The organism is Flagellimonas onchidii (assembly GCF_004804315.1).
Classification (GTDB): Bacteria; Bacteroidota; Bacteroidia; order Flavobacteriales; family Flavobacteriaceae; genus Flagellimonas; species Flagellimonas onchidii.
Genome location: NZ_SRXX01000014.1, coordinates 17,882 through 35,323 on the forward strand (window position 1 = coordinate 17,882; position 17,442 = coordinate 35,323).

14 protein-coding genes are annotated in these 17,442 nt (G+C 41.3%); 7 read left to right on the forward strand and 7 right to left on the reverse strand.

Annotation, left to right across the window (positions count from 1 at the left end):
* Positions 1-55: 55 nt before the first annotated feature.
* The 3 genes from E4661_RS14395 (at position 56) to E4661_RS14405 (ending at position 3,999) form a co-directional block, all read left to right on the forward strand.
* The gene (locus tag E4661_RS14395) at positions 56-1,246 is read left to right on the forward strand and encodes a phosphoglycerate kinase (RefSeq protein ID WP_136468160.1); all 1,191 of its coding nucleotides are present in this window, start codon (positions 56-58) and stop codon (positions 1,244-1,246) included.
* 119 nt (positions 1,247-1,365) lie between these two features.
* On the forward strand, positions 1,366-2,997 hold the full coding sequence (locus E4661_RS14400) for a lytic transglycosylase domain-containing protein (protein WP_136468161.1): 1,632 nt from the start codon (positions 1,366-1,368) through the stop codon (positions 2,995-2,997).
* Between the two features lie 12 nt (positions 2,998-3,009).
* The gene (locus E4661_RS14405; RefSeq protein WP_136468162.1) at positions 3,010-3,999 is read left to right on the forward strand and encodes a DUF4837 family protein; all 990 of its coding nucleotides are present in this window, start codon (positions 3,010-3,012) and stop codon (positions 3,997-3,999) included.
* Between the two features lie 87 nt (positions 4,000-4,086).
* Here the strand turns inward: E4661_RS14405 and E4661_RS19095 are convergent, their stop codons facing one another.
* A complete protein-coding gene (locus E4661_RS19095; RefSeq protein WP_168796380.1) occupies positions 4,087-4,257 on the reverse strand; it encodes a DUF6747 family protein in 171 nt (56 codons plus the stop codon).
* 589 nt (positions 4,258-4,846) lie between these two features.
* Between E4661_RS19095 and E4661_RS14410 the strand changes: the two genes are divergently transcribed.
* Together E4661_RS14410 and E4661_RS14415 are read left to right on the forward strand one after the other, a co-directional pair.
* A complete protein-coding gene (locus E4661_RS14410) occupies positions 4,847-6,682 on the forward strand; it encodes a BspA family leucine-rich repeat surface protein (protein WP_136468163.1) in 1,836 nt (611 codons plus the stop codon).
* Between the two features lie 779 nt (positions 6,683-7,461).
* Positions 7,462-9,657: a S8 family serine peptidase gene (locus E4661_RS14415; protein WP_136468164.1), complete on the forward strand. Its 2,196-nt coding sequence runs from the start codon at positions 7,462-7,464 to the stop codon at positions 9,655-9,657.
* Between the two features lie 74 nt (positions 9,658-9,731).
* Here the strand turns inward: E4661_RS14415 and E4661_RS14420 are convergent, their stop codons facing one another.
* The 5 genes from E4661_RS14420 to dprA all read right to left on the reverse strand — a co-directional run bounded on the left by E4661_RS14420 (position 9,732) and on the right by dprA (position 14,571).
* The gene (locus E4661_RS14420) at positions 9,732-10,445 is read right to left on the reverse strand and encodes a 3'-5' exonuclease (protein WP_136468165.1); all 714 of its coding nucleotides are present in this window, start codon (positions 10,443-10,445) and stop codon (positions 9,732-9,734) included.
* 9 nt (positions 10,446-10,454) lie between these two features.
* Complete coding sequence (locus E4661_RS14425; RefSeq protein ID WP_136468166.1) at positions 10,455-10,925, reverse strand: methylated-DNA--[protein]-cysteine S-methyltransferase; 471 nt, start codon at positions 10,923-10,925, stop codon at positions 10,455-10,457.
* Positions 10,925-12,046: a CNNM domain-containing protein gene (locus E4661_RS14430; protein ID WP_136468167.1), complete on the reverse strand. Its 1,122-nt coding sequence runs from the start codon at positions 12,044-12,046 to the stop codon at positions 10,925-10,927. Before E4661_RS14430 ends, E4661_RS14425 begins: the two co-directional genes overlap by 1 nt.
* A 37-nt stretch (positions 12,047-12,083) precedes the next feature.
* Entirely contained in the window at positions 12,084-13,391 is a 1,308-nt protein-coding gene (locus tag E4661_RS14435) for a serine hydrolase domain-containing protein (RefSeq protein WP_136468168.1), read from the reverse strand.
* A gap of 73 nt (positions 13,392-13,464) precedes the next feature.
* Positions 13,465-14,571: a DNA-processing protein DprA gene (gene dprA / locus E4661_RS14440; RefSeq protein WP_136468169.1), complete on the reverse strand. Its 1,107-nt coding sequence runs from the start codon at positions 14,569-14,571 to the stop codon at positions 13,465-13,467.
* A gap of 105 nt (positions 14,572-14,676) precedes the next feature.
* Here dprA and E4661_RS14445 point away from each other — a divergent pair, with 105 nt between their 5' ends.
* Complete coding sequence (locus E4661_RS14445) at positions 14,677-15,621, forward strand: HU domain-containing protein (protein WP_136468170.1); 945 nt, start codon at positions 14,677-14,679, stop codon at positions 15,619-15,621.
* Positions 15,622-15,679: 58 nt separating this feature from the next.
* Positions 15,680-16,192, forward strand: coding sequence for an acyl-CoA thioesterase (locus tag E4661_RS14450; RefSeq protein WP_136468171.1), 513 nt, complete (start codon positions 15,680-15,682; stop codon positions 16,190-16,192).
* A 22-nt stretch (positions 16,193-16,214) separates the two neighbouring features.
* Here E4661_RS14450 and E4661_RS14455 read toward each other — a convergent pair whose 3' ends face one another.
* Entirely contained in the window at positions 16,215-17,441 is a 1,227-nt protein-coding gene (locus E4661_RS14455) for a murein hydrolase activator EnvC family protein (RefSeq protein WP_136468172.1), read from the reverse strand.
* Between the last annotated feature and the right edge of the window lies 1 nt (position 17,442).

Here is a 17,442-nt window from a genome sequence, read left to right on the forward strand (position 1 = left end):
ACTAATCTAAAAAGCAGGAAAGTTTTACATTTGATCTCTCCATAAAATCAAACAGATGAAGACCATAGAAGATTTTAATTTTGAAAATAAAAAAGCCCTGATCCGTGTTGATTTCAATGTGCCATTGGATGGGGAGTTCAATGTTACTGATACTAGCAGAATAGAAGCAGCAACACCCACCATACTAAAAGTTTTGGAAGATGGGGGTAGTGCAGTTTTAATGAGTCATTTAGGAAGACCCAAAGGTCAGGTGAATCCCGATATGTCTTTGTCCCATATTTGTGAAAAGGTTTCGGAGATTGTTGGTGTTCAGGTAAAATTTGTGGACGAATGTGTGGGCGATAAAGTTGAACAGGCCGTAGCCGAACTTCAAAGTGGAGAGGTGCTATTGTTGGAAAACCTAAGGTTTCACGCAGAAGAGGAAAAAGGAGATGAAGCTTTTGCCGAATTACTTTCCAAAAATGGAGATGTTTATGTGAACGATGCCTTTGGTACGGCACACAGGGCGCATGCATCAACAACCATTGTGGCAAAGTTTTTCCCAGACAACAAGTGCTTCGGCTATTTGTTGGCCAAAGAGATCAAGGCCATTGAAAAGGTTATGCAAACAGGTGAAAAACCGGTGACCGCAATTTTGGGAGGGGCCAAAGTTTCTTCAAAGATTACCATCATCGAAAATATTCTGGACAAGGTGGATAATTTGATTATCGGTGGTGGAATGACCTACACCTTCATCAAGGCACAAGGAGGTCAGGTCGGGGACTCCATCTGTGAAGATGATAAAATGGAACTTGCGCTGGATATTTTAAAGCAAGCCGAAGCAAAAGGGGTAAAAATCCACATTCCTGTTGACGTGTTAGCGGCGGATGATTTTGACAACAACGCCAACACACAGTTTGTTGATGTCAACAAGATTCCAGATGGATGGCAGGGGCTTGATGCTGGCCCACAGTCTTTGGAAAACTTCAAAAAAGTGATTTCTGAATCCAGAACCATTCTTTGGAATGGCCCAGTGGGGGTTTTTGAAATGGAAAATTTCGCCAAGGGAACTATCGCCATAGGAAACTATATTGATGAAGCCACTCAAAATGGTGCTTTCTCCCTTGTGGGCGGAGGGGATTCCGTTGCAGCGGTAAAGCAGTTCGGTTTTCAGGATAAGGTCAGCTATGTTTCTACCGGAGGGGGTGCAATGCTCGAGAGCCTGGAGGGAAGAACGCTTCCAGGAATCGCGGCAATATTGGGCTAATCCCCACGTTATGAAGTAATAGGCAAGGCGCTATTTTAAGAGATGTTTTAGACTGAAAACTTTAATATTTCGGAAAAAAACACCATTTTCGTTTGCCCCAAAACCAAACCTTGTCCAAAATGAACCAAAAATTTCAAATCGCCATTGTGGCGAGCACGCTCTTTTCAGCCTCGTTCCTCTTTGCCCAAGAGACCGATTCTACGGTTGTACATAAGCAAATACCCGAAAAGGTTTTGACTGGGAATATAGATAAAGACTCCCTTTCTCCCCAACCGGTTTTGGAACTTAAAATAAACCCTGAACAACTAGATGGGAAACAGCAGGTCATTAAAGCTGACAAAGACAATAAATTTCATCTTAGGGATCTTAAGGAAGCCAGAAACTATGACAGTCTTTGGTTAAAGGAACTACATTCAAGCGCGCAATTGTTCAGTGAAATGCTGTTGGAAGTTCAGAACCCTTCGGCCGAAGAATTGAACGTTGTGGATTTACCTACCGATACACTCAAGGCGAGGTTGGCCCTGATGAATGAAAAAACTCCTTTCAATATTTCGTACAACCCATCTTTGGAAAGTGTGATCAAATCGTTTTTGGTGCGGAAAAAAGATTTGATGCAACGAATGATTACAGCCAGCCAATTCTATTTTCCGCTTTTTGAACAAGAGTTGGACAATAATGATATTCCGCTCGAAATAAAGTATTTGGCAATTATAGAATCTGCCTTGAATCCCCGTGCAAGATCTCGCGTAGGTGCAAAGGGACTGTGGCAGTTTATGTATGGCACCGGAAAAATGTACGGTCTGGATGTGAGCAGCTATGTAGATGAAAGACATGACCCCATCTTGGCCACCAAGGCCGCATGCAAGTACTTAGCCAAACTTCATGATATTTTTAACGATTGGGATTTGGCCCTGGCTGCATACAACTCTGGCCCAGGAAATGTGAACAAGGCCATTCGCCGTTCAGGAGGCTACACCAACTATTGGAACATCAGAAGAAACCTTCCACGTGAAACTGCCGGATACCTTCCGGCATTTTTGGCGACCATGTATATTTTTGAATATGCTGATGCACATGGGTTACAGTATAAAAAAGCGGAAAGACCGTATTTTGAAACCGATACAGTACATGTAAAAAACCTTATCACATTCGACCAAATATCCAAACTGGTGGACATCAGCACCGAAGAATTGGAAATGCTGAACCCCGCCTATAAATTGAACATCATTCCAAAGGTAAAGGGAAAGCAATATGCCCTGAGACTACCAGTTACCAAAATAGGCAAGTTTGTAAACAATGAAGAGGCGATTTATGCGTATGCAAAAAAAGAACTGGATTCCCTTGAAAAACCATTGCCCAAGTTCATAGACACCAAAAACCAGATTCGCTACAAGGTACGTAGTGGAGATTATCTTGGCAAGATTGCGGAACGGTACGGTGTTGGGGTAAGCCAAATCAAAAGATGGAATGGGCTTCGGAGCAATAACTTAAGAATTGGACAACGGCTTACCATTTTCCCAAGAAAGCCATATATTCCAAAACAAGCCACTAAAAAAAGCAGCTCGAAATCAGCTTCGGGAACTGTGGCAGGTGGTGCAAAGGTCCATACTGTACAAGAAGGGGACTCACTTTGGACAATATCTAGAAAATATCCAGGAGTTTCCATCGAAAATTTACGAGAATGGAACGGTCTTAGCAGCAACAATTTAAAACCAGGCACAAAATTAAAATTGTGCGATTGTTCTTCGTAAATTTAACTTGGTATGAAAAAATTAGGAACACTATGTTGCGCCATCGGAATGTTGGCGCTGTTATCTTGTAAGGATTCTGGACCAAAAAAACGATTTCTTCCCCCTTCTACCGGAGGCATTAATTCACTAATGGTAGTGATTGACACCGATTTGTGGAAAGGCAGTGTAGGAGACAAGATAAGGGAGAATTTTGCAAAACCGGCGCCGGGGCTTACACCTCAGCAATCCATTTTCACCATTACCCAAATTCCGCCACAGGTTTTTAAAGGTGCCACGGCCTACTCAAGGTCTGTACTTTTTGTGGAAGAGGACACATTGTCTCGAGCGTATATTAAAACAAATGTATATGCCAAACCACAAAAAGTGGCTGTGATCAAGGGAGAAACCTATAACGACTTTGCAAGGAAGATTGATTCCATTTCCGGAATGGCGATTGCCGCATTCAAAAAAGTTGAGATGGAAGAAGCACAGAAGCGGTTTTTGCGTTCGCTAACCAAGGAAAAAGCTTTTGAGGAAGAATTCGGCATCAAGCTAAAAATCCCGTCGCTGTACAAACTTGGAAAACACGAGAAGAACTTTGTTTGGATGGATATTCAAATCCCGAAAGGCACCATGAACATATTGGCTTATGAAATGCCGTGGGACAGCTTTACTGCTGACTCTACCTTTGTGGAAGATATTGTTAAGATGCGCGATTCCATTGGGAAAAAATATATTCCCGGCCCCTATGAAGGCACTTATATGATGACCGAAAAAGCATTCGCTCCATATGTGTATCCTGCACAGATAGGCGGAAAAAAAGCTGCTGAGGTACGTGGAATTTGGGAAATCAATGGATACCCCATGGCAGGGCCGTTCTTGACTTATATCATAAATGATAAAGAGAACAACAGAAAATTGGTGTTGGAAGGATTTGTCTTTGCCCCTTCCGAAGAAAAGCGCGACTACATTTTCGAACTTGAGGCTATACTAAAGACTTTAAGTTTCGAAATAACGTCTTAGCCATAAAACAAGCATACAAAAAAGCCCAGTGATATCTCCCCAGATGTTGCTGGGCTTTTCTGTTCTTTAAATGCTTGTGGGATATTGTTAATCAAATGCGAATCCGGTCGCAATTCTGTAAACAAATGCGTAAAGCACAATAAAGAACATTACAAAACTGAACCAAGCAAAGATTTTAAAGTATTTTTCAATTATAAAATGGCCTAGGTTTCTAAACCCTTCCAAATAAATTTCCTTAACAAGTAGTAGTTTTTTCATAAGTCAGATTTTATAAGATTTAAAGACATAGCAAAGATTTGATTAAGTCCATTGGATTGAAAAACAACCAGATAAAAGGATGAAAAAAAGTGTTAAAATTCTTTTGGACGGGTCAACTTCCCTCTAGTGGAAAGGTTTCATCGATAAAGTGCAAGCTAGTGAAAACGGAACATCGAACAGAACGATCGATAAAATGCACAACCAGAGGTTTGGCAGACAAGAATTCCAAGCAGCTAACTAAAAACCTATCCATAGTCCGAAGTGTAATAGTTAAGACTTACCTTTTCAGCCTCCACACCTAGTCCGTAGCCTTCCACTCTTCACTTGTAGTCAGAAGCCTTTCGACTTTCGTAGCCAAGTCACTTTGGCGAAGAAGGCTGGCGAAGGATCTATCCAACCACCAACTAATCCACTTCCAACTTCCGACTTCCAACTTCCGACCTCTGATTTCCGACGACTGTCAACTGTCAACCATTCCCAAAACACCCCCATCCGTCAACCCAAACGGGGCATCCGTCAATTGGCGCCCTGTAACAGAGGGCATATTCTCCACATTTGTACCAATTAATAACCATAAAACGCAATTTCTATGAGAAATGTAAAAGTATGGATGCTGTCCCTTTTACTTATCGGGGCCGTATCCTGTAGCAAAAAAGAAGACCCTGTTCCACCAACTCCAGAGGAGAACAGCGCACCAGTGATCGACCAGAACACGCTGTCGTTCAACACCCAGGAGGACATTTCGGACACCGATGTGATTGGAACCTTGAAAGCCACCGATGCGGACGGCGATGACCTTACCTTCAGCATGGTCGCCAACAGCGAAGACCTTTTCAAGGTCACCAAGACCAGCGAGGGCGGTGCGATAAGCCTTGCGGCCGGCAAGAGCTTCGACATCCAGGAAGACTCCAAGTCCTATGAGATCACCATCGGGGTGAGCGACAAAGAGAACCCCACGGTCAATGCCAAGGTGACCATCAATGTGGGCAATGTGAACAACCCTCCGGAGATAGCCGCGGACCAAGTGTTCGAGGTGGACGAGAATGTCGTCGGCCCGTTGGATATAGACCCAGGAGTGGTGGCTACCGATGCCGATGGCGATACACTCATGTTTGAGATTGTGACCAGCGAGACGGACGAAGCCGATGGCCTTTTCACCATTTCGCCTAAGGAAGGAGTACTGAGCCTTGCCGATGGCAAAACGTTAGATTTTGAGGACACCTCGTCTTATACACTGACCGTTAGCGTTAGCGATGGCACCAACGCCACGGAGGCAGAGATCACCATAAATGTGATTGATGACGGCCTGTTGTCCGACAGCCCCGACTCCTTTATCACCAAATGGACCACCGAGGAAGCGAACTTTGAAATTGAACTGAACAGAGGTTTCTTTACCGGGGAGTTTGTATTTGACTTTACCGTGGATTGGGGGGATGGCACCGTAGAGGAAAACGTCACCGACGGCAATGCCAAGCATACCTACACCGAGCCCGGCACCTATACCGTGGCCATCCAGGGGCAGTTTCCGGTATTAAGCCACGAAGAGGCCGTTAAATTGACCGGTTTGGAGCAATGGGGCAATATTGAATGGGAGTATCTGGAAGCAGCATTTTTAAATGTCACTAATTTGGAGTACAATGCAACGGACAGCCCTGATTTGACCAAGGTGACCAGCCTTGCCGGAATGTTCTCCAACACCGATGTCAATTTTGCGAAAGGGGACATCAGCCAATGGAACGTGAGCACCATTACAGATATGTCCAGTATGTTCAGAAATACTGAATCTTTTAACCAGGATATCAGTGGTTGGGACGTGTCCAGCGTGACCAATATGTACACCATGTTTGGGCAGAACACATCCTTTAACCAGGATATCGGTAATTGGGATGTATCAAATGTGACAGATATGTCAGAGATGTTCAGAGAGGCCACTGCATTTAACCAGGACATCAGTGGTTGGAACGTGTCCAATGTGACCGATATGGGCGGTATGTTCAAAAATGCAGAATCCTTTAACCAACCACTAACTTGGGGAGATAAGACCTCTATGGTAATCGTCATGGTCTCAATGTTTGATGGGGCTACAGCTTTTAACCAAGATATCAGTGGTTGGGAGGTGTCCAGTGTCATCGCTATGAGCTTCATGTTCACTGATGCCACGTCTTTTGACCAAAACTTGGGTACTTGGGACATTAGCAGTGTTACAACTATGACCGATATGTTCGATAATTCTGGAATGTCCCCTGAAAACTATTCGGATACCTTGACAGGGTGGAACAATTTACAGCAAGTTCCCCAGGGGATTACTTTAGGAGCTGAAAACGTTAATTTTTGCGCATCACAATTAATGTTTGCGGTCAAAGACAGCCTGGCCAATAACCACGGTTGGACAATCAACGATGGCGGAAGTGTAGCTTGCCAATAGGCACAATAGCGAAAACATTTCTTGTTTAATTTAAATTAACTATATGCCACCGCATGCTTTTAAAGTTGTGCGGTGGTTTTTTATATAAAACTGTCATTCCCATGAAAATGGGAATCCACATGAAGGCTAAGATTCCTCACATACGTTTGGAATGACATCACCGGTTTTTTGTCATTTCGAAGAAGTGTAACGACTGAGAAATCTCTCTTGTTGGTTCTACGTCATCCCACATTTGATGCAGAAAAAGCTCCTTTCCCTTATGTCATCCTGAGCCTGTCGAAGGGAGGGAAAGGTGTCCCGCACTACGGGACGGAAAGGGTCAAACCACCTTCACTTCGACAAGCTCAGTGTGACATTGCTCAGGGAATCGGGGAAGGAACAAAATATGCCAATTGGTGAAATTCGTGTCAAACAACAAAAGCCCGTCATCATTTTGAAAGAGCATAAGGATTGAAAAATATGTTTTATGGGATTCCTCACATTCATTCGGAATGATTGTCGATTTTTCATCATTTCGAAAAGTGGAACGACTGAGAAATCCAATACTGTCCCGTTTTATTGAATCAGTGAAAATTCGTGTTAAAAAAAGATTCTTGCCTTTGTAGGGATGATAAAAGCCAGTTTTATAAAAGAAAGAAAAATACTACACAACATAAAATTGTGGTTTCACAACAGCTTAACTAAAAAAGCTGTGCAACTCATCGAAATAAAAGGGTTTTTTATCGATATTTTTTGGTTCAATAATAGATTTGTAGTCCAAATCCTACTTAATACGATTTATGGATTGCAACAAACCGACACCAGCAAAAACATTTCTTCCTTCTGTTTTATTAATCCTTTTCGGCATTTTTTTTGCGTTTGGTCAATCCAAATCCCACAAAGATTTTATTCAATCGCAATACAACCAGCAGAAAATTTCTCAATTGGTTTCCAAAATGGAAATGGAATATCAATCCAAACAAACTAAAATCAATGAAGTATTAAAATCCAAGAACTGGAAGCATTTCCAAAAACAACAAGACGGTACCGTGGTCGCCTTGAAAGATATCGGAACCGACGGAACACCTCTTTTTTATACCACACTTAATGATCCTTCCAAACAGGTTTCAAGGGCCAATACTTTGTATTCAAACGGGCTTTTAGATTTGGGCATGGATGGAAGCGGATTGCAAATCGGGGTTTGGGACGCAGGAAGCGCACTTACCACCCATCAAGAATTTGATCGCAGGGCCATAAGCGTAGACAATGCAGACGAGGTTAGCTTGCACGCCACCCGCGTAACCGGAAACCTCATCTCTTCTGGTATAAAGCCCAATGCAAAAGGAGTAGCCTATGCCGCAGAGGTATTGTCCCACGATTGGACAAGGGACAAAATTGAAGTAGCCGAGGCAGCAGCAAACGGACTCTTGGTAAGCAATCATTCCTATGGCATAAAAACCGATAGGGTTCCTGATTGGTATTTTGGTTCCTATATCAGAGTTTCCCAAGACTGGGACGAAATTATGTTCAATGCACCTTATTATTTAATGGTTGCAGCTGTAGGCAACGCACAACGGTCACATGACAATGCTTCTCCAAGTTTTGGACAAACTGCTGATGGATTTGACCTATTACTTGGATTTACAACCTCTAAAAATGGACTTGCCGTTGCAGCGGCCAACACAAAAATTGGAAACTATGGGGATCTCAAAGAAGCCACAGTTGCAAGTTATAGCAGTTTAGGCCCCATAGATGATGGTAGAATAAAACCCGACTTAGCCGGTGACGGCACCTCTATATTTTCGACCAGTTCAAATAGTAATTCCAGCTACGATACCTCTATGGGAACTTCCATGGCAACCCCTGGGGTAACAGGATCATTATTATTATTGCAGCAATATCATGAGGAATTATACAACTCCTATATGAAGGCAGCCACCTTAAAAGGACTTGCCCTTCATACTGCAGATGATGTGGGTCCTAAAGGACCGGATTATAAAATGGGATGGGGAGTGATGAACGCAAAAGCCGCTGCGGAGCTTTTACAGAACAAAGATTACTCCAGCCTGATACATGAGGAAAGTCTTTCAGAAGGAGAAACCTATGAACTCAAAGTTACCGCAAATGGTATAGAGGATTTGATGGTTTCTATTAGCTGGACGGATCCAGAAGGAGAATTTATCAACAGGGGAAATCTGAACGACCCCACTCCGGCACTTATCAATGACCTTGATGTCAGGGTAACCCAAAACGGAAAGACGTTTTCTCCATGGAAATTGAATCCCGCCAAGGCAACAGATACCGCCGTCACGGGAGATAATCTTGTAGATCCTTTTGAGCGTATTGAAATTGACAATGCGAGGGGAGAGTACTTGATAACCATTACGCACAAGGGCACTTTGAAAAACGGCTTTCAGGATTTTTCCTTAATTGTTTCAGGAGCCCAGGTTTCAAGTTGTAAAGCGGAGAGCCCCTCCGGATTTGGATTACTTTCAACAGAAGAAGATTCGGCAACCATTTCTTGGGAAGAGAACTTAGATACGCTTTTTGAAATTCAATACAAAGCCGTAAATGAAGATACATGGAAAAGCGAATTGCTTTGGGAAAACAATATAATCCTTCCTGATTTGCAAGTGGGTACAACGTATCAAGTAAAGGTTCGTTCCATTTGTACGGAGAATATTGTATCCGATTTTTCGGATGGGATTCAATTTGTATTCAAGGGAACCGATACTGAAATTTTCGATTACGAAACCTTTTCCCATAATGAAGGATTGGAGATTTCGGTCTATCCAAATCCTACAACGGATTGGTTAACCCTGGATGCAAAGTTGTCTCCCGATGCTGCATACTCTGTTGTTACAACTTCAGGAAATACCATTAAAAATGGTAAGGCCCATTCATCCATAGATGTTTCCGGTTTGGCTTCAGGGTTATATGTTTTGGTTGTGCAAGACCATTCTGGAATAAAAAGCACCAAGTTTTACAAGAATTAATATGGAGCAGTTCTATCTAAAAATTGTATCTCATACTTCAAAAACCTCCAAATTTCTTTGGAAGGTCATTTCGGTTATACTTTTTTGATGTCATCATTATTGAGCAGTTCCTCGTTTCGCAATTTTAAAAACACTTGGGCAGTAGTGACCACATCCAATTCGCAATAGGTGACGATTCTGTCCAAATCATTGTCTTTATAGAAAACATCCTTTACCATACTCCCATCCATATCCTCCTTTGGAGAAGGAATCCCCAATACATGGGATAACAACTTTAAAGAGGTATAATGCTTGTAATCTCCAAATTTCCATAATTCCATGGTATCCAAATGGGGAACCTCCCATGGTTTCTTGCCAAATAAATCCAATTTATAAGGCAGGTTAATACCATTGATAATCATTCTGCGAGCAATGTATGGAAAGTCAAACTCTTTACCATTATGGGCGCACAACAGGTGTTTTGCAAGGCTGAAATGCTCTTGAAGTAATTGTTTGAACGCTGTTAGCAGTTCTTTTTCCTCTCCTGAAAAGGAAGTGACCCTAAAATTTCTAGTATCTCCTTTAAAAGTAAAATAGCCGACAGAAATACAGATTACTTTGCCAAATTCGGCCCAAATTCCGGCACGTTCGTAAAACTCCTCAGCGGTGATTTCATCTTTACGCTGATATTGGGATTTTTGCTCCCAAAGTAATTGGGCAGTTTCATCAAGTTGGTCGAAATCGGGTTTTTGGGGTACGGTCTCAATATCCAAAAAAAGGATATTCTCCAGGTTAAGTTTGTAAAGCATGATCTAAAATTAAAAGAGAGTGGTCTGCTTAACAGGACTCTCATGTTCCAAAAGCCATTTCTTTCGGTGTAATCCGCCGGCATAACCAACAAGGTCGCCGTTACTTCCGATTACGCGATGACATGGCACTACTATCCAAAGGGGGTTTTTACCATTGGCCGAGGCAACTGCACGAATGGCTTTGGGATCTCCCAATTTTTTGGAAAGCTCAAGATACGAAACTGTTTTTCCATATGGAATTTCTTGTAGTAATTTCCATACATTTTTTTGAAAATCAGTCCCGGATGGATTTAATTTTAAATCGAAATATTGCCGCTTTCCTTCAAAATATTCTTGAAATTGGCTTACCGCCTCCACTAAAACTTCTGGAGTTATACCGTTAGGTTTATTCCCATCCAAAACCTTAATAGAAGCCAATCCTTTTTCATCGCCTTCAAACTTTGCCAACCCAATAGAGGTTTGTAGATAAGCAACTTCCACTATTTTATTTCATCTTCAGCTTCAATAATTCCTAATCGTCTAGCTCTACTCTCCCAATTCTTTCTAGCAAGTACTTGGAGATCTTCGACGTTGTCACTTTCATCCATGATTTCCAATCCAAGCAAGGTTTCGATTACATCTTCCATGGTCACCAACCCACTTACTGATCCATATTCATCAACAACCAATGAAACGTGCTCTCTCATTTCCACAAATTTTTCAAAAAGCTCTGGTATCGGTTTGTTGCGATTGGTAATCAAAATCTCCCTTTTCAATGTGGAAAGATTCGCTTTTCCTTTTTTGTTGATAATCGCTTCCAACAATTCATCTTTTAAGAAAAAGCCAGTAATGTTATCCATACGGTCCTTATATAGCGGAATCCTTGAGAACCTGAACGGCCTATTTGTATCGAAAAATTCTTGGATAGTGGTATCTTCCGAAGCAATTTTCATAACCGTTCTGGGTGTCATCACGTCCTTGGCAAGGATTTCGTCAAATTTTAGAAGGTTTTTGATCACCTTGGATTCAGATTCTTGAAAAACACCTTCCTCGTGCGCAATGTCGGTCATAGCGGTAAAATCCTCTCGGCTCAGAACGCTTCCATGATGCCCTTTTTTTCCAATCAATTTGGTGAAAAGTTGCAACAACCATAACAATCCAGTCCATTTCAGGAAAAAAACCATCAACTTTAGGGCTTTTGCGGTGAAATTGGCCAATTGTTTCCAATAGGTGGCGCCAATGGTTTTTGGAATAATCTCTGAAGCGACCAATATTAAAATGGTCATTATTGTGGAAACCACACCCACCATCAAATCTTCTGTAAACTCAAGACCAAAAATTGTTCGTGTGTTAGAGCCATAAAGGTTAACGTAAGCCACTTTTGCCTGCACTCCGACCAAAATAGCCCCAACAGTATGCGCGATAGTGTTCAAGGTAAGGATGGCAATCAACGGTTTGTCTACATCTTTTTTTAACCCCTCAAGCTCCGCAGCATATTCCTTGCCTTCTTGCTTCTTGACATTAATGAACGTTGGGGTAATGCTCAACAAAACTGCTTCTAGAATTGAGCATAGGAAAGAAAAAAAGATGGAAATAAACGCGTAAAAAAGGAGTAAACCCATGGATATAATAAAGTTATACTAAAGTAATGAATAGGAATCAATTTTGTGCCGAATCGTTTTGCATAGCCTCATAAAAAACCTGTTGCAATGCCGTTCGAATGTTCAATTGATATAGTTTTCTATGTTCCCTAGAAGGGTAGACCCTGTTGGAAAGAAAAATAAATACCAATTGGTATTCTGGGTCTGCCCATGCAAAAGTACCAGTAAATCCAGAATGTCCAAAGCTCTTTGGGCTTGTCAACGGAGCTGGATAAGCGTCTTTTAACTGCAAGGTATCGTTGCCTATCAAAGGTTTATCAAAGCCCAATCCCCTGCGATTTTCATTTTCGGGATATTGAATTGTGGTGAACTCCTTTACCGTTTCTTCGGAGACAATCTGCTCGCCTTTAACTTTTCCATAGTTTTGATAGAAAAGCATAATTTTTGCCATATCATCAGCTGTGGCAAACAGGCCTGCATTTCCAGAAACTCCGCCTCGCAAAGAAGCATTTTCATCATGAACCCAACCCTGCACCACTGTCTTTCTGAAAACGGTGTCCAATTCTGCTGGTACAATTTTGTTTGAATAACCTTTTTTCGAGGGATTAAACCCTAACGTACGCGCGCCCATGGGTTTGTAAAAGGTTTCCGTTATATAGGTTTCATAATCTGTACCCGTTAGTTGTGCTATGAGTTCAGGAAAAACGAGAAAGGTAAGCCCAGAGTACCTATATTTTTTCTCTTCGGAAACTTCTGAACGATTTATCAAACGATGCATTTTTTTCAAAAAATTGTTTTTTACATAAATACCATCATAAACCTTAGTTTGAAACTTCTTGTTCGGCTTGTTTCGAATAAATCTTTTTTTGACTTTTCCATTTTTCATTACCCTTTCCAAAAAGATGATATAGGGAACCAAACCTGCCTGATGGCTCAAAATTTGCCTAAGGGTAAGGTCTTTCTTGTCTTTTCTTTTGGCCCAAGGTTTCCAGTAATTACTAAAAGGAGTATCCAAATCCAGCTTCTTTTCATCCACTAGCTTCATTAGGGCCGGTAAAGGGCCGGTGATTTTCGTTACAGAGGCAAGGTCGTAAATATCATTCAACCCAACTGGTTGAACACTATCGTACGTATGGTATCCATATGCCTTATGAAAAATCACCTTGTGGTCCTTCGCCACCAGGACCTGCGCTCCAGGAAAAGCATGTTCTTTTATGCCTAAGGTCATTATAGAATCTACCTTGTGGTCAATATAGGCTTCATTCATCCCTACTTGGGAAGGACTAGTATATTCTAGTTCACTTTGCCCAAAACCCTGATGCACACACGCATAAAAACAAAGCAGGAGTTGTATATATTTTTTCATTTCATTTCAATAAGTCCTAAAGTTAATCCAAAACCTGAATAAAGCACTTACTGAGTCCTTCTTTTTGTATGGCTTAGATTGCTTCAAACAATTTCCCTGGCAATGGCCTAATTACACCCTTCATTTCCATACCTAAAAGTGTTGAAGAAGTTTTGGGAATAGCCAATTTACATTCCAAAGCAACGGTGTCCAGTAGTTGTTTACCGTTCATCTGTAGGTACGAATAGATTGACTGTTCTGTTTTGTCCAATTCCACAAACAGTTCTTTTTGTACTGGTGTACTCGCTTTATTTTGATTCAACTCCCATCCTAAAAGATAGATTAATTCGGCTGCTGAAGTGAGCATCTGCGCCTTTTGTCTTTTGATTAGGTCATTGCATCCTTTGCTGAACTTATCGGTTGACCTTCCTGGCACGGCAAAGACATCTCGGTTATAGCTATGTGCCAAATCTGCAGTGACCAAGCTGCCCCCCTTTTCCGCTGATTCAATTACAATTGTGGCCTCGCTGATTCCAGCAATAATTCGGTTTCGTCTCAAAAAATTCTCCCGGTCTGGATTGCTTGTGCTCCAGAATTCTGTGATAAAACCTCCATTTTTAACAACCTTTGAAACATACTTTTTATGTGCCTTGGGATATATCTGATTGAGTCCGTGTGCCAAACAGCCAACAGTCTGTAATCCGTTTTCCATGGCCAATTTTTGGATGGTTATATCGACACCGTATGCAAATCCACTTACAATAACTGGATCCAAGGGGGCAATCTCCTCGATAAAGGCCTCACAAAATGATGTGCCATAGCTGGTGATGTTTCGGGTGCCAACAACGCTGATAATTTTTCTTTCCTGAAGGTTTATGTTGCCCTCATGAAAGATAATTATTGGAGCATCAATACAATGTTTCAAGTATCGTGGATAATCATCATCTTCAAAATAAGAAAGTGATATACTGTTTTCCTGAATATAATCGAATTCTGCTTCCGCTGTTCTTTTGTAGCAAGTATCATGCAATCCTTTTAAGGTCATTTGACCTATCCCATCGATTTTTAAAAGATGTTGCTTTTTGTCCTCAAAAACTGCACTTGGACTTCCACAGTGGGCAATCAATTTTTTGGCGGTAATATCACCAATATTTGGAATGTTTTGCAGCCGTAGTGCCGCAATAATTTCAGGTTCAGTCATTTCGATTTGGGATAACAGTTGTTCACAAAATACAGAAATTCAAATGTTAATAAAAAGTTATCCAGCATATTTCGTTCTCTTGCTTTTTTTACAATATTTGTGGCAATGCGAATCGAGTCATACATAGAAAAATTATTGTTCGATTACAATTGTGTGGTCGTTCCCGGATTTGGGGCTTTTTTGGCTCATGGCAAATCAGCAGAACTCGATACCGTCAACAACACATTGATTCCGCCCACTAAGTCCATTTCTTTTAACGCGCAGCTTACCAAAAACGATGGTTTGTTGGTTTCACATATTGCCAAAGAAAAGCATCTTGGTTATGAAGCGCTTTTGGAAGAAGTGGAGAGCGTTGCCAGATTATGGAAAGAAAGATTGGACCAAGGTGAAAACATTGAGCTTTTTGGTATTGGAAAACTGTGGTTGAACCATGAGCGAAAAATTCAGTTTCGACCTGAGAACAAAACCAACTTTTTAACCTCCTCTTTTGGACTTTCCGCATTTACTGCCACTCCTATTCAACGTGAAACATTGAAGGAAGAAGTTGAGGAACTTGAAGAAAAAATTCCATTCATCATTACTCCTGAAAAACGGGAACAATCTTCTTTTAGGCCTTGGTTAAAGTATGCTGCTGTGATTTTGTTAGCAGTTTCTTTGGGTTCAACCTCGTATCGTGCCTATGATGAATTGCAACAGAAACAGGTTACAGTACAGCAAGATGCGCAGCAAGAAGTTTCTCGTTTAATCCAAGAGGCTACCTTTTTTGAAAGTGCTCCGTTGGAATTGCCTGCTATAAACCTTAATGTGAGCAAAAGAAAACTTGGCAAACACCACATCATAGCAGGTGCCTTTAGAATTGAGCAAAATGCCGAAAAGAAAGTGGCTCAGTTAAAAGACAAAGGCTATAATGCATTTTATTTGGGAACCAACAGGTTTGGTCTACATCAAGTTGCATACGATAGCTTTGAAAACCCCAAAGAGGCACTTCAATTTTTAAGAAAGGTCAAACGAACCGAATCTGCTGACGCATGGATGCTTTCTGAGAAATAATCCTTCCTTCTTTTAAACCTATCATCGCTTCAATATCTTTGCGCAAAATTTAAAGTTTATGCGCGCGAAAACTCCAAGTGAATCACGTACCGTAATGACCGATATGGTATTGCCAAGTGAAACCAATCCCTTAAACAATCTTTTCGGGGGAGAACTGTTGGCTCGAATGGATAGAGCGGCCAGTATTGCGGCCAGAAGGCATAGCCGAAGAATTACCGTTACTGCTTCGGTCAACCATGTGGCCTTTAACCGATCCGTTCCTTTGGGGAGTGTGGTTACCGTGGAAGCTTCTATCTCAAGAGCTTTTAGAACTTCTATGGAAATCTTTATTGACGTTTGGATGGAAGATCGTTTTACAGGCGAGCGCACAAAGGCCAATGAAGCCATTTATACCTTTGTTGCTGTTGACGAGACCGGAACACCTACAGAAGTACCTCCTTTGCAGCCCGAAACTGATTTGGAAAAGGAACGATTTGCTGCAGCGCTTAGAAGAAAGCAATTAAGTTTGGTTTTGGCGGGCAAGATGGAACCAAATAAAGCAACCGAACTCAAGGCTTTATTTACCTCATAAAACTGTACAGTAATTGTATACCCTAAAGCTGGTAAATCCAATCCTCGGGATTTAGACGATTGGAGTCTTGATAAAGATAAAACTTAAGTTTTGTAGTGCCATCAAACCGATTGGTATTTATATCGCCAATCACCTCTTTAGCAATTACTTTATCTCCTTTTTTTACATAGAGTTTGGAAAGATTATAGTAGGTGCTTATGTAATTACCATGCTTAATCTGTACACCTCTGCTCCCACCAGGAACACTTAATATGGCTATTACTTCGCCTTCAAAAATGGCTCTTGCCTGACTTCCTTCATCAGTAGCAATAGTGACTCCATTGTTCCTATGCTTTATGCCTGGATAGAGTTTATCTGCATAAACGCCATACCCTTGACTTTTAATCCCTTTTTCCACTGGCCAAATCAGCTTTCCTTTATTCGCCGAAAAATTGCTGGCGACCAACCTAGCTTCTGGAGTCAAAACAAATTTAGTGCTGCTTCCCTTTTTTCCTGCTTTTTTATTGGTGCTCGCAATAGCACTTTTAATAAGACGTTCAATTTCCCGATCAATTTTGCGCGCTTCTCTCCGTTTTTGGGTTATAGCCTGAGTGTATTTTGATTCATTCTGTCTAATACTTGTCAACAAATCTTTCTGCACCTTAATTTCTTGGGAAAGCTCATTTTTTACCCGCTTGTTTTCTGCCAACAACCTTTCTTTCGATTTTCTTTGAGCCACCAAATCTTTGTTCAATTCACTAAGTTCTTGTGTTTTTTTGGTAATATCCTCTCCCTGTTTTTTTCGGTGCTTTGCGTATTGCTCCATGTACTGAAGTCGCTTAAAAGCTTGGTAGAAGTTCTCCGCGGATAGGAGGAACATCAATCTGTTATTCTGGGTTTTATTTTGATATGATTTTTGAATCAGTCTGGCATAATCTTCCTTTAAAAGTTTCAAATCCTCACGAAGCTTACTTATGCTTCGGATATTGACATTGATCTGTCTATTGAGCAAATTGGATTGTTGGTTTGTTACCCTGATCAACTCTTGTCTAACATTGATTTTTTGGTCCAATGCCTCCATCTGATCCAACACATTTCCTTTTTCTTTTTTTTCTGCAAAAAGAAGGCGGTTTATTTCCTTTATTTCTTTCTGAAGCCGTGCACGCTTGGCTTCCAAGGCCTTTTGCTCACTTGTCTGTGCAAATAATGAGTTCCCTAAAAGAAGTACAAGAATAAGTAAGTATGTGTAAGATGAATTCTTAAACGGCATA